Below are 22,966 nucleotides of genomic sequence, written 5' to 3'. Positions count from 1 at the left end.
TGGGGATTGGAGCATGCAACTTAATTCCACGGAAATTAGCGATCTGATCAAACAACGTATCGAATCTTTCGAAGTTGTTAGTGAAGCTCGTAACGAGGGTACTATCGTATCGGTAAGCGATGGTATCATCCGCATCCACGGCCTAGCGGACGTGATGCAAGGTGAAATGATTGAATTACCGGGTGGCCGTTTTGCACTGGCACTTAACCTTGAGCGTGACTCGGTTGGTGCAGTTGTAATGGGCCCATATGCTGACCTTAGGGAAGGCATGAAAGTTACAGGTACTGGCCGCATTCTTGAAGTGCCAGTTGGTCCAGAACTACTAGGCCGCGTAGTAAACACGCTGGGTGAGCCTATCGATGGTAAAGGTCCAATCGAAGCGAAAATGACTTCGCCTGTAGAAGTGATCGCACCAGGTGTAATCGACCGTAAATCGGTAGACCAACCTGTGCAAACTGGTTATAAGTCAGTTGACTCAATGATCCCAATCGGTCGTGGTCAGCGTGAGCTTATCATCGGTGACCGTCAGATTGGTAAAACAGCACTGGCGATCGATGCGATCATCAACCAGAAAGACTCTGGTATTTTCTCAATCTACGTAGCAATCGGTCAGAAAGCATCGACTATTGCTAACGTGGTTCGCAAACTAGAAGAGCACGGCGCACTACAAAACACTATCGTTGTAGTTGCATCCGCTTCTGAATCTGCAGCGCTACAATACCTAGCGCCTTACGCAGGTTGTGCGATGGGTGAATACTTCCGCGATCGCGGCGAAGACGCACTGATTGTTTACGATGATCTATCTAAGCAAGCAGTAGCTTACCGTCAGATCTCTCTACTACTTAAACGTCCACCAGGCCGTGAGGCATTCCCAGGTGACGTTTTCTACTTACACTCTCGTCTACTAGAGCGTGCAGCTCGTGTAAGCGAAGAGTACGTAGAGCGTTTCACTAACGGTGAAGTGAAAGGTAAGACTGGTTCTTTGACTGCTCTTCCTATCATCGAAACTCAAGCAGGTGACGTTTCAGCATTCGTACCGACTAACGTAATCTCAATTACCGATGGTCAGATCTTCCTACAAACTGAGCTATTCAACGCAGGCGTACGTCCAGCTGTTGACCCAGGTATCTCAGTATCTCGTGTAGGTGGTTCAGCTCAGACGAAAATCATCAAGAAACTATCAGGTGGTATCCGTACAGCACTAGCTGCATACCGCGAACTAGCAGCATTTGCTCAGTTCTCTTCTGACCTTGATGAAGCAACGAAGAAACAGCTAGACCATGGTCAAAAAGTTACAGAACTAATGAAGCAGAAGCAGTACGCTCCAATGTCTGTATTTGACCAAGCGCTAACTATCTTCGCGGCAGAGCGCGGTTACCTTGATGATATAGAACTGAACAAAGTTCTAGATTTCGAGGCGGCTCTACTATCGTACGCTCGCGGTCAATACGCTGAACTAGCAGCTGAGATCGACAAGTCTGGTGCTTACAACGATGAAATCGAAGCTCAGTTGAAAAAACTGACTGACGACTTCAAAGCAACCCAAACTTGGTAATTAGGTCGGTGGCAGTTTCTGCCACCAACTAACGGAGAGTAACGATGGCCGGCGCAAAAGAGATACGTAATAAAATCGGTAGTGTTAAAAGCACGCAGAAAATTACGAAAGCGATGGAAATGGTAGCAGCTTCAAAAATGCGTCGCTCTCAAGATGCAATGGAAGCTTCTCGTCCATACGCTGAAACAATGCGTAAAGTGATCGGTCATGTGGCAAACGCAAACCTAGAGTACCGTCATCCGTACCTAGAAGAGCGTGAAGCTAAACGTGTTGGTTACATCATCGTTTCGACAGACCGTGGTCTGTGTGGTGGTTTGAACATTAACGTGTTCAAGAAAGCCGTTACAGACATGCAAGCATGGAAAGAAAAAGGTGCTGAAATTGAGCTAGCGGTAATTGGCTCAAAAGCGACCGGTTTCTTTAAACATGGTGGCGCAAAAGTTGCGGCACAGGTTTCTGGCCTTGGTGATAATCCAAGTCTGGAAGACCTAATCGGTTCTGTTGGCGTAATGCTTAAGAAATACGATGAAGGTGAACTGGACCGTCTATACGTAGTGTTCAACAAGTTTGTGAACACTATGGTTCAGCAACCAACGATCGATCAATTGCTACCTTTGCCTAAATCGGACAGCAAAGAGATGCAGCGTGAGCACTCATGGGACTACATCTATGAGCCTGAGCCAAAACCTCTACTGGATACGCTACTAGTGCGTTATGTAGAGTCTCAGGTATACCAAGGTGTGGTAGAGAATCTTGCTTGTGAGCAAGCGGCTCGAATGATTGCGATGAAGGCTGCAACGGATAACGCAACCAACTTGATTGATGATTTGGAACTTGTGTACAACAAAGCCCGTCAGGCTGCGATCACACAAGAACTGTCGGAAATCGTTGGTGGTGCATCTGCGGTTTAAGCTTAGGTAAAACGAAATAGTTTAGAGGATTAACGATGGCTACAGGTAAGATCGTACAGATCATCGGTGCGGTAGTCGACGTAGAGTTCCCACAGAGCGATGTACCTAGTGTATATGACGCTCTAAACGTAACGGACTCAAAAGAGCGTCTAGTTCTTGAAGTTCAACAACAGCTAGGCGGTGGCGTAGTTCGTTGTATCGTAATGGGTAGCTCTGATGGTTTACGTCGTGGAGTAGAAGTGGTTAACACTGGCGCTCCAATTTCAGTACCAGTAGGTACTAAAACTCTAGGTCGTATCATGAACGTCCTAGGTGACGCGATTGATGAGTGTGGTGAAATCGGTGCGGAAGAGACTTACTCTATCCACCGTGCAGCACCAAGCTACGAAGAGCAATCAAACGAAACAGCACTTCTAGAAACGGGTGTTAAAGTAATCGACCTAATTTGTCCATTCGCTAAGGGTGGTAAAATCGGTCTATTCGGTGGTGCAGGTGTAGGTAAGACCGTTAACATGATGGAACTTATCAACAACATCGCACTACAACACTCAGGTCTATCAGTATTTGCTGGTGTTGGTGAGCGTACTCGTGAAGGTAACGATTTCTACTTTGAAATGCAGGAAGCGGGCGTTGTAAACGTTGAGAATCCTGAAGAATCTAAAGTAGCAATGGTTTACGGTCAGATGAACGAGCCACCGGGCAACCGTCTACGTGTTGCACTGACTGGTCTTACAATGGCAGAACGTTTCCGTGACGAAGGTCGTGACGTACTACTGTTCATTGATAACATCTACCGTTACACACTTGCAGGTACAGAGGTATCAGCACTTCTAGGTCGTATGCCTTCTGCGGTAGGTTACCAGCCAACTCTTGCAGAAGAGATGGGTGTACTTCAGGAGCGTATCACGTCAACTAAGCAAGGTTCTATCACGTCTGTACAGGCGGTATACGTACCTGCGGATGACTTGACTGACCCGTCTCCAGCAACAACGTTCGCGCACTTGGATGCAACGGTTGTACTTAACCGTAACATCGCAGCAATGGGTCTATACCCAGCGATCGACCCACTAGATTCAACGTCTCGTCAGCTAGACCCGCTAGTAGTAGGTCAAGATCACTACGACATCGCTCGTGGCGTTCAGCAGACACTTCAGCGCTACAAAGAGCTGAAAGACATCATCGCGATTCTAGGTATGGACGAGCTATCTGAAGAAGATAAGCAAGTTGTATCTCGTGCACGTAAGATTGAGCGTTTCCTTACTCAGCCTTACCACGTAGCGGAAGTATTTACAGGTGACCCGGGCGTTTACGTACCTCTTAAAGAGACTCTACGTGGCTTTAAAGGTCTACTAGCTGGTGAATACGATGACATTCCAGAGCAGGCATTTATGTACTGCGGTAGCATCGATGATGCTATTGAGAATGCTAAGAAGCTATAAGGCTAACTAGGAGGCGATATGGCACCAATAACCTTTCACCTAGACGTAGTAAGCGCTGAGAAACGCATTTTCTCTGGTCGTGTAGAGACGTTTCAGGTGACCGGTAGCGAAGGTGAGCTTGGTATTTTCCATGGCCATACTCCGCTTCTGACCGCTATTCAGCCTGGTATGGTGCGTATTGTGAAACAGCACGGCCACGAAGAGTTCATTTATGTCTCTGGTGGTATGGTCGAAGTTCAGCCGGGTACTGCTACAGTACTGGCTGATACAGCGATTCGTGGTGAAGATCTAGACGCAGCGAAGGCAGAAGAAGCTAAGCGTCGTGCTGAGGAGAATATCCAGAACCAGCATGGCGATATGGACTTCGCACAAGCGGCCAGTGAACTGGCTAAAGCCATTGCTCAGCTACGAGTTATCGAGCTGACCAAAAAGCGTCGCTAAGCTCAATTAGCAACGTTGCATGAAAAAGGCGGCCAAATGGTCGCCTTTTTGATTATTTTTAGTTAGAAATTGACCTTTCACCATTAACTTATCCCTTCAAGCTGTCTAAAATATCCGCCGATTAAATAAATAACGTCAATAGGTTGTCCATGAAATTCAGTGCTGTAATTCTTGCTGCGGGTAAAGGAACCCGTATGTATTCGAACATGCCTAAAGTGCTTCACACTTTGGCAGGGAAGCCAATGGCAAAACATGTCATTGATACGTGTACCGGTCTTGGTGCTCAAAATATTCACCTAGTTTACGGTCATGGTGGTGACCAAATGAAACAGGTGCTAGCGGAAGAGCCAGTAAACTGGGTACTTCAGGCGGAGCAGCTAGGTACTGGTCATGCGGTGGATCAGGCTTCAGCACAGTTCGAAGATGACGAGAAAATTCTTATCTCGTATGGGGATGTACCACTGATTTCTGCGGAAACTATTGAGAGCTTACTTGATGCCCAGCCAACGGGTGGTATCGCGTTGCTGACGGTAGTTCTGGATAACCCGACTGGTTATGGACGTATCGTGCGTAAGAATGGTCCTGTCGTTGCTATCGTCGAGCAGAAAGACGCCACCGAAGAACAAAAACAGATCAAAGAAATCAACACAGGTGTGATGGTGGCGACTGGTGGTGATCTGAAGCGTTGGTTGTCAGGCTTAAACAACAATAATGCGCAAGGCGAGTACTACCTGACTGACATCATTGCTGCCGCTCACGATGAAGGTCGTGCAGTGGAAGCTGTCCATCCTGTGAATGCGATTGAAGTTGAAGGTGTGAATGATCGTGCCCAGCTTGCTCGCCTAGAGCGCGCGTTCCAATCTATGCAAGCGCAAAAACTGCTTGAGCAGGGCGTTATGCTACGTGATCCGGCTCGCTTTGACTTACGTGGTGAGCTTCAATGCGGCATGGACTGTGAAATTGATGTGAACGTTATTATCGAAGGTAGTGTATCGCTTGGTGATAACGTGGTTATCGGTGCTGGCTGTGTGTTGAAAGATTGTGAGATTGATGACAACACGATCGTACGTCCATACAGCGTGATTGAAGGCGCGACCGTTGGTGAAGATTGTACCGTTGGTCCATTTACTCGTCTGCGTCCTGGCGCGGATATGCGTAACGACTCTCACGTTGGTAACTTTGTGGAAGTGAAGAATGCGCGTATTGGTGAAGGCTCTAAAGCGAACCACCTGACTTATCTGGGCGATGCTGAAATCGGCCAACGCACTAACATTGGCGCCGGCACAATTACGTGTAACTACGATGGTGCGAACAAGTTCAAAACCATCATCGGTGATGATGTTTTCGTTGGTTCGGATAGCCAGTTAGTGGCACCTGTGGCTATCGCTGATGGTGCGACTATTGGTGCAGGCACGACTCTGACTAAAGACGTAGCCGAAGGTGAGTTAGTGATTACTCGTGCTAAAGAGCGCAGAATCACAGGCTGGCAACGCCCGGTAAAGAAAAAGTAACGCACTCCAGCGTAAGACAAATTTAAACCAAAGCCGCTCAAATTGAGCGGCTTTGTTGTTTTCCTACCTGATTACACCGTTTGGATTAGTAGCTTGGAATTGCGATGCGTTTCTCCAGCCAGCGTACAGCCTGAGAGACAAAGAGAATCAATAATAAGTACTCCAACACTAAGAAGGAGTATATCTCTAATGGTAAGTACTCATTGACCACCAGCTCGTTAGCCCGACGTGTAAGATCACTCAGTCCAATGACACTGACCAGTGAACTCATTTTGAGGATATAGACAAACTGATTGCCCAGCGGCGGTAATATTTGCCTGAACGCCTGAGGTAAAATAACCAAGCGCATCTTTTGCCAGTAATTTAAACCTATCGACTCTGCCGCTTCATGCTGACCGCGACTGATTGCCTGAATCCCACCACGAAACACTTCGGCCATAAATGCACTCTCTGCAATGGTTAACGCGATCACCCCTGCCCAGTAATGATTGAGTGAGACAGAAAGTAACGTAGGCATGCCGTAATACACCCAAAGCAGCAGTACCAGGACCGGAATAGAGCGAATCACTTCAACATAAATACGGTTTACCCATTTTAGCGCAGGCGAATTAGATAGGGCGGGTAAGGCGATGAGTAACCCCAGAGTCATGGCAAACAGCATACTCAGAAGCGATACTTGAATCGTGTCATTAAATCCAGACACTAAGAATCGAAGGTTTGTCCGTCCTTGTTCTGTCGAGGGGTCGAGCACGTACCAGCCCCATTGATAATCAGAGCAGCCAGTCAGTAATAGTAGTGAAGTGGTGAGCCAAAGATAACGATAGTTCACGTTGATTTCCTGAATTAACCAAACATTTCCATTGTTACTGCTATGTTTTTCAATGGGGTTGTAATAAAGGTTAATCAGTAACCTGTATAAGGTCATTAATGTTAAGGGAATAAACATGAAAAAAATTTTGCTCGCTTTAGGCATATGTTTACTCACCATGACTCAAGTTGCGTACGCCCAGAGTCGTCTTCAAGATATTTTAGATAAAGGGGTATTGAGAGTCGGCACTACGGGTGACTGGAACCCGATGACAATGAAAGATCCCGCTACGAATAGTTATCGAGGATTCGATATTGATGTGATGACAGAGTTAGCCAAAGATCTCGGGGTAAAAGTGGAATACGTAGCTACAGACTGGAAGACGTTGGTGAACGGAATTACCGCCAACAAGTATGACATCACCGGAAGCGCGTCATTAAATATGTCACGAGCCAAAGTCGCCGGCTATAGCCAGCCTTATTTCTATCTTGCGTTTGTGCCTGTCGTACAAAAGAGCGACCTCGGGAAATATACCGATTGGGCTGATTTTGATAACTCTGAGGTGAAAGTCGCGGCGACATTAGGCACGGTACAAGAAAAGATGGTGAAAGAGTTTTTCCCTTCTGCGCAGCATATTGTGATAGAAGCGCCCGCGCGAGATTTTCAGGAGCTATTAGCCCGCCGCGCTGACGTGTCAGTGACATCGAATGTAGAAGCCGCCACGCTGGTGGAGAAATTTAATCAGCTGGCGATAGTCCCAGTAGAAACACCGCGTAGACCAACACCGATAGCCATGTTACTGCCACAAGATGATCAGGTCTGGATTAACTACATCAATCACTGGGTGAAGCTAAAAGAAACCCAAGGGTTCTTCAAGCAAGTTGCTGAAAATTGGGGCTTAAAAAGCCTATAAAATGCCAAGAGCCGTATAGAACGGCTCTTGTTATCACTAGGTTGTCATCGAACTCTGGTGTAGAGTTACTCTTCGCTGACCACGCGAGAATTGTCTGGTGTAGCAAAGTGCTTAGCCAGCTCTCTATTAGACAGAATGTAGCCGACCCACAAACCAGCCATACAAATCACAATCGCGATACCAGTGACTGATTGAGCCTGGCTGGCCATAGCAGCAACAAATGCGCTGGCAAGACTACTCACGCAGATCTGTAAGCTGTTTTGCAAGCCAGCTGCGGTTGCTGGGCTTTGATGAGCACTCTCTAGCGCTCGGTTTACTACTATTGGGTATAGCGCACCGTTTGCGACAGCGATCAGACAGAAAGGCGCCAGAATTGGCCAGATAGAGGTTAACGTCCATTGTGACGCAACGAATACCATCAGTGCCGCGACACTAAATAAGCCTATCAACTGGCGTAAAACGTTTTTGTCGCCATATTTGCGCACACCGACTTTGCCTAAGTAGCCACCAGCCATGAATGCAATAGTTTGTGGAATAAAGCTCATACCAATGTCTTTGGCTTCATAACCCAGTTGCGCCATGATTTCTGGCATACCGGTCAGGTAAGCAAAGAATGCAGCGGAAGCGGTGGCAAACATAGTCACGTTGCCAAGGTAAGTCTTAGAGCCCAGCAGTGCTTTAATATCTGTTGAGATGCGGGTCTGCTTTACTTCCACCTTTTCGTCTTTCTGCATCATGGTTGCCACGACAAGCAATACGCCAACCAGTGTTAAAGTGATAAAAATACTGTGCCAGCCAAAGTTGTCCGCAAGTACCACACCTAATTGAGGAGCAAGCGCTGGTGATAATGCAACCAAAGGCATAATAGTGGCGAAAATCTGCTGGCTGCTGCTCGAGTAACGTTTAATAACCATCGCTTGCCAGATAACCGCTGGTGCACAGACACCGATAGCTTGGACAAAGCGGAGAGAGAGTAACTGCCAAACCTGATCGCAGAATGCCAGACCGAATGACGCAAGAGTAAATACAACTAAACCTGCGGCTAGTGTATTGCGGTGGCCAAACTTATCCGAAGCCAACCCCCACATCAGCTGGCCAAATGCCATTCCCCCTAAAAATACGGTCAGAGATAGGGCAATTTGTTCCGGACCTGTCGCGAAGTCGATTTCCATTGCTTTAAAAGCTGGCAGGTACATGTCGGTAGCAACAAAGCCAAGCATCGACAGCACTGCAAGATAAACGAGTTGTAGTTTTGATATTTTCATTATTAACCAATCAAATTATTTAATTACTTTTTAACCAATATCAGTTGGCGCCAACCCTGATTTACTTGTTCTTTTATTCTATTTTTCGATTTACAAAAAATAAAACGTTAAAATTGTTCACTATCAATCAAAAAATTTGAAAGGTACTTAGTGATGTTTTCCAAATCTTCATTAGAAATGCTGGATACCGTTGCCCGGTTGGGGAGCTTTACCGCTGCTGCAGAGGTGTTGCACAAAGTGCCTTCAGCAATCAGTTATGGTGTCCGTCAGGTAGAGCAAGATCTGGACGTAGTGCTGTTTCGACGTTTGCCAAGAAAGGTTGAGCTGACACCTGCGGGAGAGTTGTTTATCTCAGAGGCGCGAGTGTTATTGCGCCAAATGGAAGAGGTTAAAGCCCAGACTCGCCGGGCGGCACATGGCTGGCAGACGACGCTCAAGCTGACTTTGGATAACGTGGTTAAACTGGAAAAGCTAAAACCATTGATTGAAGATTTTTATCGCGAATTTGAGTTTGCCGAGTTGCAGATCAACATGGAAGTGTTTAACGGCTCTTGGGAGGCTATTGCACAGGGGCGGGCGGATATTGTGATTGGAGCAACAAGTGCCATTCCGGTTGGTGGTGACTTTGAAGTCAGAGACATGGGAATGCTGGACTGGGCGTTCGTTATGTCTCCGGCACATCCCTGTGTGCGTCAGCAGGCGTTAACTGAAGCCTATGTCAGCCAGTTTCCTGCTATCTGTCTGGATGATACTTCGAACGTATTGCCTAAGCGACACACAGGTCATTATCCCCATCAGCGCCGTCTATTACTGCCAAACTGGTACGCCGCGATTGAATGTCTGAAAAATGGAGTTGGGGTCGGGTTTATGCCGCGCCATATCGCAATGCCATTGATCAATGATGGCGTGCTGGTGGAGAAGGTTCTACCGGACGACAAGCCCGTAAGCCGTTGTTGTTTAGTATGGCGTAAAGATGAGAACCATAATTTGATCCAATGGATGGTGGATTACTTAGGATCATCCAGTCAGCTACATCAGGATTGGCTGCAGGCTTAAATATCAAATAAAAACACCTCGCTATAGCGAGGTGTTTTTTGGGCTGTTTATGATAAGAAGAACTTATAGGATGGGTTATCCGTTTCGTCTTTACACTGGTAGCCAAGTTCGCGTAAATGTGCGGAAAATTGGGCTAAATCGCTTTCATCTAGCTCGAAACCACAAAGAACACGCCCATAATCTGCACCATGGTTGCGGTAGTTAAACAGGCTGATATTCCAGTGGGTACCAAGTGTGCTTAAGAACTTCAGCAGCGCGCCCGGATATTCCGGAAACTCGAAGCTGTAGAGACGTTCCTTGAGCTTCTTGGAAGGTTTCCCACCGATCATGTAGCGAATGTGTAGCTTTGCCATTTCATCATCAGATAGATCCACCACCGGATAACCGCCTTCGCGCAGATCGCGAATAATATGATCCAGCTCTTCCTGGCCGCCCTGAAGACGCACACCAACAAAGATGTTTGCCAGTTCATCATCGTTGTAACGGTAGTTGAACTCAGTAACCGCTCGGCCACCAATCAAGTTACAAAACTCAAAGAAAGCGCCTTGACGTTCTGGGATCGTGACAGCGAGTAAGCCTTCACGCTTTTCACCAAGCTCACAGCGTTCAGATACATAACGTAAGCCATGGAAGTTGGTGTTGGCACCAGACAGCACCGTACCGAGGTTTTTGTCTTTGAGTTTGTTCTGTTCGGCAAACTTCTTCAAACCTGCCAGAGCAAGCGCACCTGAAGGCTCTGCTATCGCTCGTGTATCTTCAAAGATATCTTTCACGGCTGCGCAGATTTCGTCGCTTGATACCGCGATGTGTCCATCAATGTACTTCTGACACAAACGGAATGTTTCTTCACCGATGCGTTTTACCGCCACACCATCGGCAAACATACTGACCTGATCAAGTACGACAGGCTCTCCGGCATCTAAGGCTGCTTTCAAACAGGAAGAATCTTCTGGCTCGACAGCAATCACTTTAATTTCCGGCATCAGCTGTTTAACCAATACCGCGACACCTGCCGCCAGACCACCACCGCCTACCGGAACAAATATGTAGTCCAGATGGCCATTTTGCTGCAGCATTTCCATACCAATGGTGCCCTGACCAGCAATCACCAATGGATGATCGAACGGTGGCACAAAGGTGTAGCCATGTTCTTCTGACAGGCGTTCAGCTTCCGCTTTCGCTTCATCAAAGTTGTTGCCATGCAGCACAACGTTACCACCAAAGCTACGTACTGCATCAACCTTGATATCCGGCGTGGTTTTTGGCATTACGATCGTGGTTTTGATGCCTAGTTTAGTGCCCGATAAAGCCATCCCTTGAGCATGGTTGCCCGCCGACGCCGCAATGACACCGGCAGCTTTTTGCTCTTCAGACAGACTGGCAACCATGTTGTAAGCGCCACGCAGCTTGAAAGAGTGCACTGGCTGGCGATCTTCACGTTTGATTTGCACATTGTTGCCAATGCGTGCCGACAGACGCGGCATATCTTGCAGTGGCGTAACCGTTGCGACTTCATAAACAGGCGCACGCAGGATTTGGCGCAGATAGTCTGCGCCAGTTTGATTTACTTTCTTTGCGGGTTGAGATTCCATCATTGCTAGCCCTCTAGCTTAGACTTGTCTCGTACTGCACCTTTGTCAGCACTGGTTGCCATGCTAGCGTACGCTTTAAGTGCAAAAGAAACTTCACGTTGGCGATCAACTGGTTTCCAACCGAGTTCATCTTGTTTTGCACGACGTGCTGCCAGCTCATCTTCTGCTACATCGAGGGTGATAGAGCGACTTGGGATATCAATGGTGATAATGTCGCCATCTTGAACCAAGCCAATCGTACCGCCACTGGCTGCTTCTGGGGATGCATGACCAATTGACAGACCCGATGTGCCACCTGAGAAGCGACCATCTGTTAGCAAGGCACAAGATTTGCCTAATCCCATCGATTTCAGGTAAGTAGTTGGGTAGAGCATTTCCTGCATACCCGGACCGCCTTTAGGACCTTCATAACGAATAACTACGACTTCACCCGCTTTAACTTTACCACCTAAGATGCCATCAACTGCTGAATCTTGGCTTTCAAAAACAATCGCAGGGCCTTGGAACTTAAGGTTTTCCTCATCAACACCAGCTGTTTTGACTATACATCCATCAACCGCAATGTTGCCTGAGAGAACGGCTAGGCCACCTTCTTGACTGAATGCGTTCTCTTTTGAACGGATACAGCCATTGGCACGGTCATCGTCTAGGCGATCCCAGCGGCAGTCTTGTGAGAATGCTTGGGTGGTGCGGATACCAGCAGGGCCTGCTCGGAAGAACTTAAGTACTTCTTCGTTTTCCGTTTGCATGATGTCGTACTCGGCAAGCTGCTGCTGCATAGTCATGCCCAATACCGTACTCGTACTGCCGTTTAGCAAACCAGCACGGTCGAGTTCACCTAAGATAGCCATTACGCCACCCGCACGGTGTACATCTTCCATGTGGTATTTCTGTGTCGATGGGGCCACTTTACACAAGTGTGGTACGCGACGAGACATTTCATCGATATCGTTCATATCGAAGTCTATTTCACCTTCTTGAGCCGCAGCTAAAAGGTGTAGAACGGTGTTGCTTGAGCCACCCATTGCGATGTCCAGCGCCATTGCGTTTTCAAAGGCGTCGCGGTTGGCAATGTTGCGTGGTAAGGCGGACTCGTCATCTTGTTCGTAGTAGCGTCGAGTCAGATCAACGATGCGTTTACCAGCGTTAATAAACAGTTGTTCACGATCAGCGTGTGTTGCCAGCATCGAACCATTGCCTGGTTGAGAGAGGCCTAGCGCTTCTGTCAGGCAGTTCATTGAGTTGGCGGTAAACATGCCTGAGCATGAGCCACAGGTTGGACAAGCCGAGCGCTCGACCTGTTCGCTCTGTTGATCTGACACGGTTGGATCTGCGCCCTGGATCATCGCATCAACCAAATCTAGCTTGATGATTTGATCAGAAAGCTTGGTTTTACCTGCTTCCATTGGGCCGCCAGAAACAAAGATAACCGGAATGTTCAGGCGCATAGCGGCCATCATCATTCCTGGAGTGATTTTGTCACAGTTAGAGATACACACCATAGCATCGGCACAGTGTGCATTGACCATGTACTCTACAGAGTCGGCAATCAATTCACGTGAAGGCAGTGAGTAAAGCATACCGCCGTGACCCATTGCGATACCGTCGTCGACAGCAATGGTATTGAATTCTTTTGCGATGCCACCTGCTTTTTCGATTTCACCTGCAACCAATTGGCCCATATCTTTCAGGTGTACGTGGCCTGGTACAAATTGAGTAAACGAGTTCACCACAGCGATGATTGGCTTACCAAAGTCTTCATCTTTTACGCCAGTTGCACGCCAAAGCGCGCGTGCGCCCGCCATGTTACGACCATGTGTGGTGGTTGCTGATCTATATTTTGGCATTTCCTAATTCCTTCTTACTTCTGCTCTGTGTACACACAGTCTAAACAGCCCACTTCTCTTTCGTGGTGCTGTTAAATAGGCCATCGTCGGCCTCTTGCAGTAGTTTAGTTGTTGGACAACGCTCGGCGCTGTCCATTTCCATTGTTTCGCTTGTTGCCACAGGGCTCTTATGCACTTACCTGTTGTTGTAAGTTGTGATTTGGCAGTTCATCGTTGCGGATTTTTAGTACCTCAACTTTGCGAACATCCCACAGTTTTTCAATTTGATTGATCAAAAATGAGATTGGTCGATCGCTGTCGACGATGATTTCCACACTGGCAACTTTACTTTCGTGGTTTTGAGTCGCAGCAACTTGTTTGATCACGAAGCCTCGGTGACGAATCACACGTAGAACGCGCTCTAACAATACCGGTTTGTCATCGGCTTTGATGTCGAGTAAATATCTGTCCATGTGATCGTCTCCTAGGTGTTTTCCAACATATCACTGTTTGATGCGCCAGGTGGCACCAAAGGCCACACGTTTTCTTCTTCGTCGATTAACACGTGAAGCATGTAAGAAGTTTTGCTTTCCAGCATCTCTTTCAGAGCCGGTTCCGCTTCTTCTTTTTTGGTGATGGTTTTGCCCGGAATGTCGAATGCTTTTGCCAGCATCACGAAGTCAGGGTTGTCATCAAGGATAGTTTCACTGTGTCGGCCATCAAAGAACAATGACTGCCATTGGCGGACCATGCCAAGACGTTGGTTGTTAAGAAGAACAATCTTCACCGGAATCTGGCGACGTTTTAGCGTACCTAATTCCTGCACGTTCATCATAAATGAACCGTCACCAGTAATAAGGATAGACTGATCATCCGGACGTGCGACTGCAGCGCCCATTGCAGCTGGAAGACCAAAACCCATGGTGCCCAGACCGGCAGAAGTGATGAAGTTTTGTGGGTCACGCGGCTGGATATGCTGCGCTGCCCACATTTGGTGTTGGCCTACGTCTGTTGAGACGATAGAGCTATCCGGCATCATGTCAGACAACTGCTTAAGCAGCAGTGGTGCGTAGATCAGTTCACCCGGATGGTCGTAACGCCACTTGAAGCCACTGCGTAAGCTTTCACTGTGGTGAACCCAAGGTGTGATGTCTTGTGTAAGTTCAAGCTGAGGAAGAATGGTATTGATATCGCCACGTAGTGGTGCGTTGGCGTGGCGTAGCTTATGGATTTCTGCCGCATCGATATCGATGTGAATCACTTTCGCATTGGGTGCAAAAGTATCAAGCTTGCCCGTCACACGGTCGTCAAAGCGTGCACCGACCACAATCAGCAGATCGGCTTCCTGAACGACGAGGTTGGCCGCTTTAGTGCCGTGCATGCCTAACATGCCTAGATAGTGAGGGTCATGGCGTTCAATCGTGCCTAGGCCTTTCAGAGTGCTTACCGCTGGCATCGGGTTCAGACGTAAGAACTCTCGTACTGCATCGGTCGCTTTAGCTAACTGAACACCACCACCGACGTATAAAACCGGGCGAGTAGAAGCTGCTAGCACTTCTTGCGCACGTTTAATATCTTCGGCAGCGACATCTTCGATTGCTGGAGCAACGTAAGGAGTCAGTAAATCGGTTGGTGCTTGAGCGAGTTGAACGTCTTTCGCGATATCAACAATGACAGGACCCGGACGTCCGGTTTTCGCTACTTCAAAGGCTTCAGCCAGAGTCGGGGCAAGATCTTCGATCTCGGTAACCAGATAGCTGTGCTTAGTACAGGCTAGAGACATACCAATCACATCCATTTCCTGGAAAGCGTCGGTACCGATATGAGAGCTGGCAACCTGACCTGTGATGGCTACCAGTGGAACTGAATCAAGGAAAGCGTCGGCAAGGCCAGTCACTAGGTTGGTCGCACCAGGGCCAGAAGTCGCCATACAAACTGCAACGTCCTGAGTCGAGCGAGCCATACCGATTGCAGCCATGGCTGCCCCTTGTTCATGACGACATAAGATGTGCTCTACACCTCCGTCATACAAAGCATCGTAGATTGGCATGATCGCCCCACCGGGGTAACCAAAGATGGTCTTGATACCTTGCTGTCTTAAAGCGGCTACGACAAGTTGTGCACCAGTCATCGTAAACCTCCTTTGCTACGTTGCGGCTCGTAGCTATTACCATTTGTTTTGCACTTCATGTGCACTCCCATTCTTCCCGTTAAACTGTCTAAGGGTTAGACAGATGACAACTTGTAGTTGTAAAAAAACCCCCGGACCTTTCAGTGCGGGGGTTTTTTGTAATTTGTGGTTATCTTTCGCCCACAATACCCCGCGCGGTGCCAATAATGACCACGATAATCAGGGCTAGCAGTGAGTTAATGTAAGCGAAAAGATTCATCTGTCTGTCGTTCTGTTTTCGTTAAATTTTGTTGTGTAATGTTCTACGAAATTGTTTGCGTCATTAGTGGTATCACACAATTCCTCTGCATGACAAGCAAAAAGTCATTCTTTTTTCACATTAACTCCCAATTAAGACGCGGTATATAACATAAACACATAGTGAAAACATTTGTTTATAAAGCAATCAATAACTGGTTGGGGATCGTATGGGGCTGGCAATCATTCATAGTCGGGCAAGTGTCGGTGTACAAGCGCCGTCAGTTAGTGTGGAAGTACATATTAGTAACGGTATGCCGGGCTTTACTCTGGTCGGGCTGCCAGAAACCACGGTAAAAGAATCAAAGGATCGTGTACGTAGTGCCATTATCAATTCCAATTTTCAATTTCCTGCCAAACGCATTACGGTCAACTTAGCTCCGGCGGATTTACCCAAAGAGGGCGGACGCTTTGACTTACCCATAGCGCTGGGTATTTTGGCCGCTTCAGAGCAAATCGCGACAGATAAGCTCAAAAACTACGAATTTGTTGGTGAGTTAGCATTGTCTGGAGGCTTAAGACCAGTAAAAGGGGTGCTACCTGCCGCACTCGCTGCAAGCAAGTTTCAGCGCCATTTGGTCGTGCCACATGTGAATGGTGATCAGGCGGCGTTGGTAGGTAAAGAACAGCATAAATCCGCTCAGTCGCTGCTTGAGGTGTGTGCTGAATTGTGTGGTCAACATCGGCTTAATCTGCATAAATCACCTAAGCGTAAAACAACAGAAAGCCATAACCGAGATTTACAGGACATCATTGGCCAGCAACAGGGTAAGCGAGCGCTTGAGATTGCTGCAGCAGGAAACCATAACTTACTTTTCCTTGGACCGCCGGGAACAGGAAAAACCATGTTAGCGTCGCGCTTATGCGATTTGTTACCTGAAATGAGTGATGATGAAGCGATGGAAACCGCATCCGTCGCGTCATTAACACAAAGCGAAGTCGATGAGCATAACTGGAAGATACGGCCGTTTCGTTCTCCACACCACTCCAGTTCTATGGCGGCTTTAGTCGGCGGAGGTTCGGTTCCGAGGCCGGGAGAAATTTCTCTGGCTCACAATGGCTTGTTGTTTCTGGATGAAATGCCGGAGTTCGATCGCAAGGTGCTGGATTCGCTGCGAGAACCGCTGGAGTCAGGCGAAATAATCATCTCCCGGGCTCAGGGCAAAACACGATTTCCTGCCCGTTTTCAGCTGGTGGGCGCTCTCAACCCCAGCCCGACTGGCTACTACGAAGGCAATCAAGCACGTACCAATCCACAAGCCATTCTGCGTTATTTAGGTCGTCTGTCGGGACCGCTACTCGATCGATTCGATATGTCTCTGGAAATTCCTGCTTTGCCAAAGGGCACATTATCTGAGGGTGGGGACCGCGGTGAGCCAACAGTGGTTGTGAAAGAGCGCGTTAATGACGCACGTCAGCAGATGTTAAGTCGCAGCGGTAAGGTGAACGCTTTGCTGGGTAGTCGTGAGATAGAAGCGTTTTGCCCGTTACAAAAAAGTGATGCAGAGTTTCTGGAGACAGCTTTACATAGACTGGGACTGTCCATTCGTGCGTATCACCGAATCATTAAAGTTGCCCGCACTATTGCCGATCTGGATGGGGAAGAGCAGATTGAGCGCGCCCATCTGGCGGAAGCCCTTGGATATCGAGCAATGGACCGATTACTGAAACAGCTTACTGCTCAGGCTGTGTAATCAGTCCTTACCCTAAATAGCGGCCAGAAAATTAAAAGCGATAGCTGAAGCCTAATGAGAATAGGTATTCCTTCTCGTCATAGAAAGTAATGTTTGAGTCGGTTTGACTATAGCCTGCGAATGAAATGAAAGACCAGTCTTGCCAATCAAACACATTTTGGTATTCGTAAGCGGCAAACAAGCTCAACGTATCGTCACTGCGCGTCTTGGTGAAGGTCTGGCTTTCAGATTGATAGTCCTCAAGGGTATAACCGCCAGTCAGAGCTAAACGGTGACGATTGATGAACTTAAACCAGCTCAGTTCAAACCCATACGAGTCGAAGGATTCTGCTTTACCATCGGCATCTTGGTTAATGTAAGTAAATGCAGGTTGCAGGATGGAAGTCCGATCAAGTGAAATTCGATAGTCACCTTTGATGTAGTAAATATCAGCATCACGAGCCAAAGAGCGATCCGTCACTTCCTCTTTATCAATTTCTTTGTTGGCATAGGCAAGATCAAGATTGAAGTTTTTATCAATCAGCCCTTTAACCTGAAAACGGTACGCGTTACCGCCCTCATCGGTTGTGCGCCTAGCCATGCCCACCTGATACGGATTACGCCAGGTTTCACCTTCTAATATGGTTGGCAAGTACGATACATCGAGTACGGTGCCTGATGGCAATTGGTATTGATAGCCTAGCTGAAATGCAAGTGTACCGATGGCCACATCTGAACGAGTGGTCCCTGCATAGACTTGTTGGTTGAGCTGCGTACCGAAGGTATAGGCGATGTTTCCAAGCGGCGCTGCGACTACAGAGCTATCGCTATCTGCACTGTGATTGAGTGAATCGATGGTTTTGCTGTTATCGGTATTAAAATTAGATTCTGATGCAATAAAGGCAGCGTTAAGTGAAATCTCACCGCTGAATCCAGCGGTTTCTGCGAGTTGAGCTTGAGCTGAACTGACGATAAAGGCCAAGGTCAAGACAGTGAGTCTTGGTTTCATTCATGATCTCCCTATTTGCGAATGAATGGTGCGAGCAATGGTTGAGTGTTTATTTGTATTGGAGAGTGACTTAATTTCTTTTCCCAACCAATACGACAATATATTCCCTTTGTTTCATATTGTGCAAGGTCAAGCAGGTAAGTGGTAACTAATCAGACCATTCTCATAAATGTTTCAATGTAGCAATGTGACAGTATAATTACACGCTGTTTTATTACTCACACCTTAGCGCTGTTATCATGTTGGCATATTTGTTACTTCTTCTTAATGCGTCTCTAGTCATAATCAATTCGGCGATCTGTTCATTGGTTATTTGCTTTATCGCCGTGATTAAACTGTTACTTCCAGGCGTAAAGCTAAAAGCGAAGGGAACCGAAGCCGCTAACAAGGTGATGTGGGCGTGGGCAACGGTAAATGCGGGGATACTCGCGCTGTCCAATCGCGTTGAATGGGATGTGCAAGGTGGCGATGAGCTAAAGAAAGATGGCTGGTACCTTTTGATCAGCAATCATCTGAGTTGGACTGACATTGTGGTGCTGTGTTGTGTGTTTAAAGATCGTATCCCAATGCCAAAGTTTTTCCTCAAACAGCAACTGTTGTATGTGCCATTTATTGGTATGGCTTTCTGGGCTCTGGATATGCCGTTTATGCGTCGTTATTCGCGCGAATATCTGATCCGTAATCCGCATAAGCGTGGTCAGGATTTAGCCACCACGCGTCGCTCTTGCGCTAAGTTTAAGCATACTCCCACGACGGTAGTCAATTACGTAGAAGGCACGCGTTTTACGCTAGAAAAGCAACGCCAGAGCAAAGCACGATATCAACATTTGTTGCAGCCAAAGTCTGGTGGCATCGCTTACACGCTGGCTGCTATGGGTGATCAGTTTGATAGTATTATTGATGTCACGTTGGCTTATCCGGAAAATACCCATAAACCATTCAGAGACATGTTAATGGGCCGTATGAGCAAAATAGTGGTTCGTGTGAAGGTACTGCCGGTCAATGAACAAGTGCAGGGTGATTACTTTAACGATAAACCCTACAAGCGTCAGTTTCAGCAGTGGTTGGGTGATGTTTGGCAAGAGAAAGACCAGTTACTGCAAGAGATACACAGATAAAACAAAGGGGAGCCGAAGCTCCCCTTTGTGAAATCTAGACGGATTATTTAAGTTCTAATAAGTAGTTTACCAGAGCAAAGTACTCATCCATGGTTTTGATGCTTTGCGCTTGTACCAGGTATTTGTTGTTTACAATCACGGCCGGAACACCTGTCAGGCCACTGTCTTCAAACTGTTTGTCCATACGACGAACCATAGAGTCGACAGCAAAACCTTTGAATGCTGAGTCGAACTTCTTCTCGTCCACACCTTCATCTAAGAAGATTTGACGCAGTTCCGCATCGTCGCGCGGCGCTTTGCGCAAATTGTGAATGCGGTTAAACATCACAGGTACCATTTTATCTTCAACCTTAAGCGCAACCATAGTTGCGAATGCTTTGCTCATTGAAGGGCCCATGCTGCCACCCATAAAGGATACGTGGTTCTTTTGTAGCTTCACGCCTTCTGGTAACTGCTTTTTAAGTTGCTGAATAATTGGCTCAAACGAATTACAGTGTGGGCAGTAAAATGAGAAGAATTCAGTCACTACAGGCTTATTAGAAGCCTCTAGATCTAATACTTTGTAGTGTTCACCTTCGTTGAATTGTGCGGCTTGTGCTGAAAGGCTCAGCATCAACATAGAAAACAGTGCGAACAGCTTTTTCATTTATATATCTCCATTTTGAATTAGTTGGCTGACTTACCATTGAGGCATTAAAGAAAGGGGTGCTTCTTCTAAGTTGGCAATCTGCTCTTTAAAGCCAAGAACCTGACCTTCCCAATATTTTGGCTCATTAAACCATGGAAAAGCCAACGGAAATGCAGGGTCGTGCCAACGTTTTGCTAACCATGCCATGTAATGCACCATTCGTAGACCGCGAAGTGGTTCAATTAGTTTCAATTCTGCGGAGTTAAAATCACAAAACTCTTGATAAGCTTCCAGAACGATATCCAGTTGCATCAGCTTATCTTGTCGCTCACCATTCAACAGCATCCACAAATCTTGTACTGCGGGTCCTTTTCGGGCGTCATCCAGGTCGACGAACATCGGTCCATCGCGCCAAAGAATGTTACCCGGGTGGCAGTCGCCATGCAGACGAATAGAGCTAAAGCTGTCCTGCCAGTGATTTTCGATAGCTTTGATCAGGATATCCAGGTCGTTAAAGAAACTGTTCTCCAGATGCATTGGAATCATGTTCGAATTTTGCAGAATCTCTCTAGGCTGATAGAGGTATTCTTGTAAACCGATGCTTGGCCTGTGTTGAAAGGTCTTTTTACCGCCAACCTTATGGATTCGACCTAAAAATCGACCGACGCCTTCCAGTTGATCCAGATTGTCGACTTCAAACTGGCGTCCGCCAACACTTTCAAACAGGGCAAAACCGTAGCCTTGGTAGTGATGTAATGTTTGACCGTTAAGAATGACAGGTGGCGCGACCGGGATTTCATTTTCGATTAGCTCCAAAGTGAAATCGTGCTCTTCCTGAATTTGTTCGTTGCTCCAACGCTCAGGGCGGTAGAACTTCACCACATAGCGGCGACGCTCCTCATCGGTAAACTGATAAACGCGGTTTTCATAACTATTGAGAGGGAGAAAGCCAGATTCCGCGCGAATACCAATGCTTTCTAACGCATACCACATAAAGTCTGGGGTAAGGGCGTCAAAGTTAAACGTACCTTGGGACATATAAATAAAAAGGCTCATTACTGAGCCTTTTTCCGTTAGTCATCGAATTTGAAATCAGAGTTTCTTGATAAACCGGCTTTCCACTTCGATGGTGAATTCATTGCTCTTATCGGTGAGTATAAACTGAATTGTGGTTATCGCAGAGTTTAGCTTGTCAGGATCTGCGCCAAGACTCATTGGTAAGTTCAATACTTCTCCAGGTTGTACCTGAATGGTCTGTTTTCCATACCAGCTCACATCGCTCATGCCTGTCACATCCAGTTGGTACTCTTGCACTTGCTGGGTCTTGTTGATTACTTTGAGCGTATAAGTATTCTCGACTTCTCCCGCGCTATTGATGCGGAACAGTTGGTTACGGTCTCGAAGCACGCTCATACCAGCCGGATCAACGGACGCAATCTGAGCGAAGAATAAGCCGATCATAATCAGTAATACCGCGCCATAGCCGATCAGTTTCGGACGCATAACCTTCGTATGTTTACCAGATAAACGGTGTTCGGTGGTGTAGTTGATCAACCCTTTTTCATAACCCATGCGATCCATGGTTTGGTCACACGCATCAATACAGGCACCACAGTTGATGCACTCATATTGCAAACCGTCGCGGATATCGATGCCAGTAGGGCACACCTGCACACATAAATCACAGTCGATACAGTCACCCAAACCAAGTTGTTTTGGATCGGCCTTACGTGAGCGTGGGCCGCGTTTTTCACCACGTTTGGTATCGTAACCAACTATGAAGGTATCTTTGTCGAACATGGCGGACTGGAAACGTGCGTAAGGGCACATGTGAATACACATGATAGATCGCATCCAGCCGGCATTACCGTAGGTACAGATTGCAAAGAACATCACCCAGAAAACAGGCCAGAAGCTGGAGTTAAACGTGAAGAAGTCGATCACCAGTTGCTTCATTGGCACAAAGTAACCGACAAAGGTGAATCCGGTGATCAGCGCTATCGAAAACCAGGCGATATGCTTGAGCGTTTTACGCATAGCTAAGTTAGCGGTGAGCTTGTTGGCGTCTTGCTTACGACGCTTATTCGCACTGCCTTCGAGTTTTTCTTCAAACCAGATGTACATGAAAGTCCAGACGGTTTGTGGACACAGATAACCACACCAGACCCGACCTAAAAAGGTGGTGATGAAGAACAGACCAAATGCCCCAATAACAAACAGCAGTGCAAGTAGAGTAAGATCTTGCGGATAGAGTGTGGTGCCAAAAAAGTTGAACTGCTGATTACCGATATCCAATAAAATCGCTTGGCGATCTCCGTACGGAATCCAAGGTGTCAAAGCAAACAGTAGCAGTAAAAACCAGCCGCCGTAGCGTCTTAGCTTTTGATAGGTTCCTTTACTTTCACGTACATAGATGCGATTGCTTGGGTTAAAACGATCCCCGTTACCTTTGTGGGTTTTGGGGTTAAAAGTTTTCGGAGTCACATCTTTAATGTCGATTTTATCCTGACTCATGTACTCATCCTTCTTAGGCTTTTTATAATGTTCGGCGTCATTTCTGATGATGTCGCTCTATGACATTGCTATTCGTTAACTATTTTAGTTAATGCTGATAAACGGTGATTATACAACCAATAACATTTCCTTTTCTTTAACGTAGTCAATGTTTAACAACAAAAGTCAGCACAGTTAACCTGATAATTGGCTGAACAGTTTTAACGTCCTATTATCTCTTACGTTCGGTTGTAAAAAAGCGACTCAATTGAGTCGCTTGGAATTTTGCCGGTGGGTGGT

The 22,966-nt window shown here is 47.0% G+C and carries 19 protein-coding genes; 9 read left to right on the top strand and 10 right to left on the bottom strand.

Annotated features, from left to right (window positions below; all coding sequences use genetic code 11):
* The first annotated feature begins 13 nt into the window (after positions 1-13).
* From atpA to glmU, 5 genes are all read left to right on the top strand, one after another.
* Positions 14-1,555 (top strand): F0F1 ATP synthase subunit alpha, encoded by a 1,542-nt coding sequence (gene atpA, locus VEJY3_RS15820; protein ID WP_014233414.1) that lies wholly within the window; start codon positions 14-16, stop codon positions 1,553-1,555.
* 44 nt (positions 1,556-1,599) lie between these two features.
* On the top strand, positions 1,600-2,466 hold the full coding sequence (gene atpG, locus VEJY3_RS15815; protein ID WP_014233413.1) for a F0F1 ATP synthase subunit gamma: 867 nt from the start codon (positions 1,600-1,602) through the stop codon (positions 2,464-2,466).
* A gap of 35 nt (positions 2,467-2,501) precedes the next feature.
* On the top strand, positions 2,502-3,905 hold the full coding sequence (atpD, locus tag VEJY3_RS15810; protein WP_014233412.1) for a F0F1 ATP synthase subunit beta: 1,404 nt from the start codon (positions 2,502-2,504) through the stop codon (positions 3,903-3,905).
* An 18-nt stretch (positions 3,906-3,923) separates the two neighbouring features.
* Positions 3,924-4,346, top strand: coding sequence for a F0F1 ATP synthase subunit epsilon (locus tag VEJY3_RS15805; protein WP_014233411.1), 423 nt, complete (start codon positions 3,924-3,926; stop codon positions 4,344-4,346).
* A 149-nt stretch (positions 4,347-4,495) separates the two neighbouring features.
* On the top strand, positions 4,496-5,857 hold the full coding sequence (glmU, locus tag VEJY3_RS15800; protein ID WP_014233410.1) for a bifunctional UDP-N-acetylglucosamine diphosphorylase/glucosamine-1-phosphate N-acetyltransferase GlmU: 1,362 nt from the start codon (positions 4,496-4,498) through the stop codon (positions 5,855-5,857).
* A gap of 85 nt (positions 5,858-5,942) precedes the next feature.
* Here glmU and VEJY3_RS15795 read toward each other — a convergent pair whose 3' ends face one another.
* Positions 5,943-6,686 (bottom strand): amino acid ABC transporter permease, encoded by a 744-nt coding sequence (locus tag VEJY3_RS15795; protein WP_041170375.1) that lies wholly within the window; start codon positions 6,684-6,686, stop codon positions 5,943-5,945.
* Between the two features lie 115 nt (positions 6,687-6,801).
* Between VEJY3_RS15795 and VEJY3_RS15790 the strand changes: the two genes are divergently transcribed.
* Positions 6,802-7,578 carry a transporter substrate-binding domain-containing protein gene (locus tag VEJY3_RS15790; RefSeq protein ID WP_014233408.1) on the top strand — a complete coding sequence of 259 codons (777 nt, stop codon included), beginning with the start codon at positions 6,802-6,804 and terminating at the stop codon, positions 7,576-7,578.
* A gap of 65 nt (positions 7,579-7,643) precedes the next feature.
* Here VEJY3_RS15790 and punC read toward each other — a convergent pair whose 3' ends face one another.
* Positions 7,644-8,843 (bottom strand): purine nucleoside transporter PunC, encoded by a 1,200-nt coding sequence (gene punC, locus VEJY3_RS15785; RefSeq protein WP_014233407.1) that lies wholly within the window; start codon positions 8,841-8,843, stop codon positions 7,644-7,646.
* 153 nt (positions 8,844-8,996) lie between these two features.
* Here punC and punR point away from each other — a divergent pair, with 153 nt between their 5' ends.
* Positions 8,997-9,899, top strand: coding sequence for a DNA-binding transcriptional activator PunR (gene punR, locus VEJY3_RS15780; protein WP_014233406.1), 903 nt, complete (start codon positions 8,997-8,999; stop codon positions 9,897-9,899).
* A 47-nt stretch (positions 9,900-9,946) separates the two neighbouring features.
* Here the strand turns inward: punR and ilvA are convergent, their stop codons facing one another.
* From ilvA to ilvG, 4 genes are all read right to left on the bottom strand, one after another.
* Positions 9,947-11,494: a threonine ammonia-lyase, biosynthetic gene (ilvA, locus tag VEJY3_RS15775; protein WP_014233405.1), complete on the bottom strand. Its 1,548-nt coding sequence runs from the start codon at positions 11,492-11,494 to the stop codon at positions 9,947-9,949.
* 2 nt (positions 11,495-11,496) lie between these two features.
* Positions 11,497-13,338 carry a dihydroxy-acid dehydratase gene (gene ilvD / locus VEJY3_RS15770; protein WP_014233404.1) on the bottom strand — a complete coding sequence of 614 codons (1,842 nt, stop codon included), beginning with the start codon at positions 13,336-13,338 and terminating at the stop codon, positions 11,497-11,499.
* 167 nt (positions 13,339-13,505) lie between these two features.
* The gene (gene ilvM, locus VEJY3_RS15765) at positions 13,506-13,790 is read right to left on the bottom strand and encodes an acetolactate synthase 2 small subunit (RefSeq protein WP_014233403.1); all 285 of its coding nucleotides are present in this window, start codon (positions 13,788-13,790) and stop codon (positions 13,506-13,508) included.
* Positions 13,791-13,801: 11 nt separating this feature from the next.
* The gene (gene ilvG / locus VEJY3_RS15760) at positions 13,802-15,448 is read right to left on the bottom strand and encodes an acetolactate synthase 2 catalytic subunit (RefSeq protein WP_014233402.1); all 1,647 of its coding nucleotides are present in this window, start codon (positions 15,446-15,448) and stop codon (positions 13,802-13,804) included.
* 467 nt (positions 15,449-15,915) lie between these two features.
* Here ilvG and VEJY3_RS15755 point away from each other — a divergent pair, with 467 nt between their 5' ends.
* Positions 15,916-17,439, top strand: coding sequence for a YifB family Mg chelatase-like AAA ATPase (locus VEJY3_RS15755; protein ID WP_014233401.1), 1,524 nt, complete (start codon positions 15,916-15,918; stop codon positions 17,437-17,439).
* A gap of 31 nt (positions 17,440-17,470) precedes the next feature.
* Here the strand turns inward: VEJY3_RS15755 and VEJY3_RS15750 are convergent, their stop codons facing one another.
* Positions 17,471-18,427 (bottom strand): DUF2860 domain-containing protein, encoded by a 957-nt coding sequence (locus tag VEJY3_RS15750; RefSeq protein ID WP_014233400.1) that lies wholly within the window; start codon positions 18,425-18,427, stop codon positions 17,471-17,473.
* Positions 18,428-18,666: 239 nt separating this feature from the next.
* Here VEJY3_RS15750 and VEJY3_RS15745 point away from each other — a divergent pair, with 239 nt between their 5' ends.
* On the top strand, positions 18,667-19,545 hold the full coding sequence (locus VEJY3_RS15745; RefSeq protein ID WP_014233399.1) for an acyltransferase: 879 nt from the start codon (positions 18,667-18,669) through the stop codon (positions 19,543-19,545).
* A 43-nt stretch (positions 19,546-19,588) separates the two neighbouring features.
* Here VEJY3_RS15745 and VEJY3_RS15740 read toward each other — a convergent pair whose 3' ends face one another.
* From VEJY3_RS15740 to ccoG, 3 genes are read right to left on the bottom strand one after another with little or no spacing between them, the layout of a single operon-like run.
* Positions 19,589-20,191, bottom strand: coding sequence for a thiol:disulfide interchange protein DsbA/DsbL (locus tag VEJY3_RS15740; protein WP_014233398.1), 603 nt, complete (start codon positions 20,189-20,191; stop codon positions 19,589-19,591).
* Positions 20,192-20,224: 33 nt separating this feature from the next.
* Positions 20,225-21,211: a serine/threonine protein kinase gene (locus tag VEJY3_RS15735; protein ID WP_014233397.1), complete on the bottom strand. Its 987-nt coding sequence runs from the start codon at positions 21,209-21,211 to the stop codon at positions 20,225-20,227.
* Positions 21,212-21,265: 54 nt separating this feature from the next.
* Complete coding sequence (gene ccoG / locus VEJY3_RS15730; protein WP_014233396.1) at positions 21,266-22,687, bottom strand: cytochrome c oxidase accessory protein CcoG; 1,422 nt, start codon at positions 22,685-22,687, stop codon at positions 21,266-21,268.
* Positions 22,688-22,966 lie beyond the last annotated feature (279 nt).

It is taken from the genome of Vibrio sp. EJY3, from assembly GCF_000241385.1.
GTDB lineage: Bacteria > Pseudomonadota > Gammaproteobacteria > Enterobacterales > Vibrionaceae > Vibrio > Vibrio natriegens.
This window is presented reverse-complemented; position numbering and strand designations above follow the sequence as displayed.

Coding starts and splice junctions, on each gene's coding strand:
- ilvM (WP_014233403.1), bottom strand. CDS start 13,790: ATGGACAGATATTTACTCGACATCAAAGCCGATGACAAACCGGTATTG.
- atpA (WP_014233414.1), top strand. CDS start 14: ATGCAACTTAATTCCACGGAAATTAGCGATCTGATCAAACAACGTATC.
- atpG (WP_014233413.1), top strand. CDS start 1,600: ATGGCCGGCGCAAAAGAGATACGTAATAAAATCGGTAGTGTTAAAAGC.
- ilvD (WP_014233404.1), bottom strand. CDS start 13,338: ATGCCAAAATATAGATCAGCAACCACCACACATGGTCGTAACATGGCG.
- punC (WP_014233407.1), bottom strand. CDS start 8,843: ATGAAAATATCAAAACTACAACTCGTTTATCTTGCAGTGCTGTCGATG.
- atpD (WP_014233412.1), top strand. CDS start 2,502: ATGGCTACAGGTAAGATCGTACAGATCATCGGTGCGGTAGTCGACGTA.
- glmU (WP_014233410.1), top strand. CDS start 4,496: ATGAAATTCAGTGCTGTAATTCTTGCTGCGGGTAAAGGAACCCGTATG.
- ccoG (WP_014233396.1), bottom strand. CDS start 22,687: ATGAGTCAGGATAAAATCGACATTAAAGATGTGACTCCGAAAACTTTT.
- VEJY3_RS15790 (WP_014233408.1), top strand. CDS start 6,802: ATGAAAAAAATTTTGCTCGCTTTAGGCATATGTTTACTCACCATGACT.
- VEJY3_RS15755 (WP_014233401.1), top strand. CDS start 15,916: ATGGGGCTGGCAATCATTCATAGTCGGGCAAGTGTCGGTGTACAAGCG.
- ilvG (WP_014233402.1), bottom strand. CDS start 15,448: ATGACTGGTGCACAACTTGTCGTAGCCGCTTTAAGACAGCAAGGTATC.
- VEJY3_RS15805 (WP_014233411.1), top strand. CDS start 3,924: ATGGCACCAATAACCTTTCACCTAGACGTAGTAAGCGCTGAGAAACGC.
- ilvA (WP_014233405.1), bottom strand. CDS start 11,494: ATGATGGAATCTCAACCCGCAAAGAAAGTAAATCAAACTGGCGCAGAC.
- VEJY3_RS15750 (WP_014233400.1), bottom strand. CDS start 18,427: ATGAAACCAAGACTCACTGTCTTGACCTTGGCCTTTATCGTCAGTTCA.
- VEJY3_RS15735 (WP_014233397.1), bottom strand. CDS start 21,211: ATGTCCCAAGGTACGTTTAACTTTGACGCCCTTACCCCAGACTTTATG.
- punR (WP_014233406.1), top strand. CDS start 8,997: ATGTTTTCCAAATCTTCATTAGAAATGCTGGATACCGTTGCCCGGTTG.
- VEJY3_RS15740 (WP_014233398.1), bottom strand. CDS start 20,191: ATGAAAAAGCTGTTCGCACTGTTTTCTATGTTGATGCTGAGCCTTTCA.
- VEJY3_RS15745 (WP_014233399.1), top strand. CDS start 18,667: ATGTTGGCATATTTGTTACTTCTTCTTAATGCGTCTCTAGTCATAATC.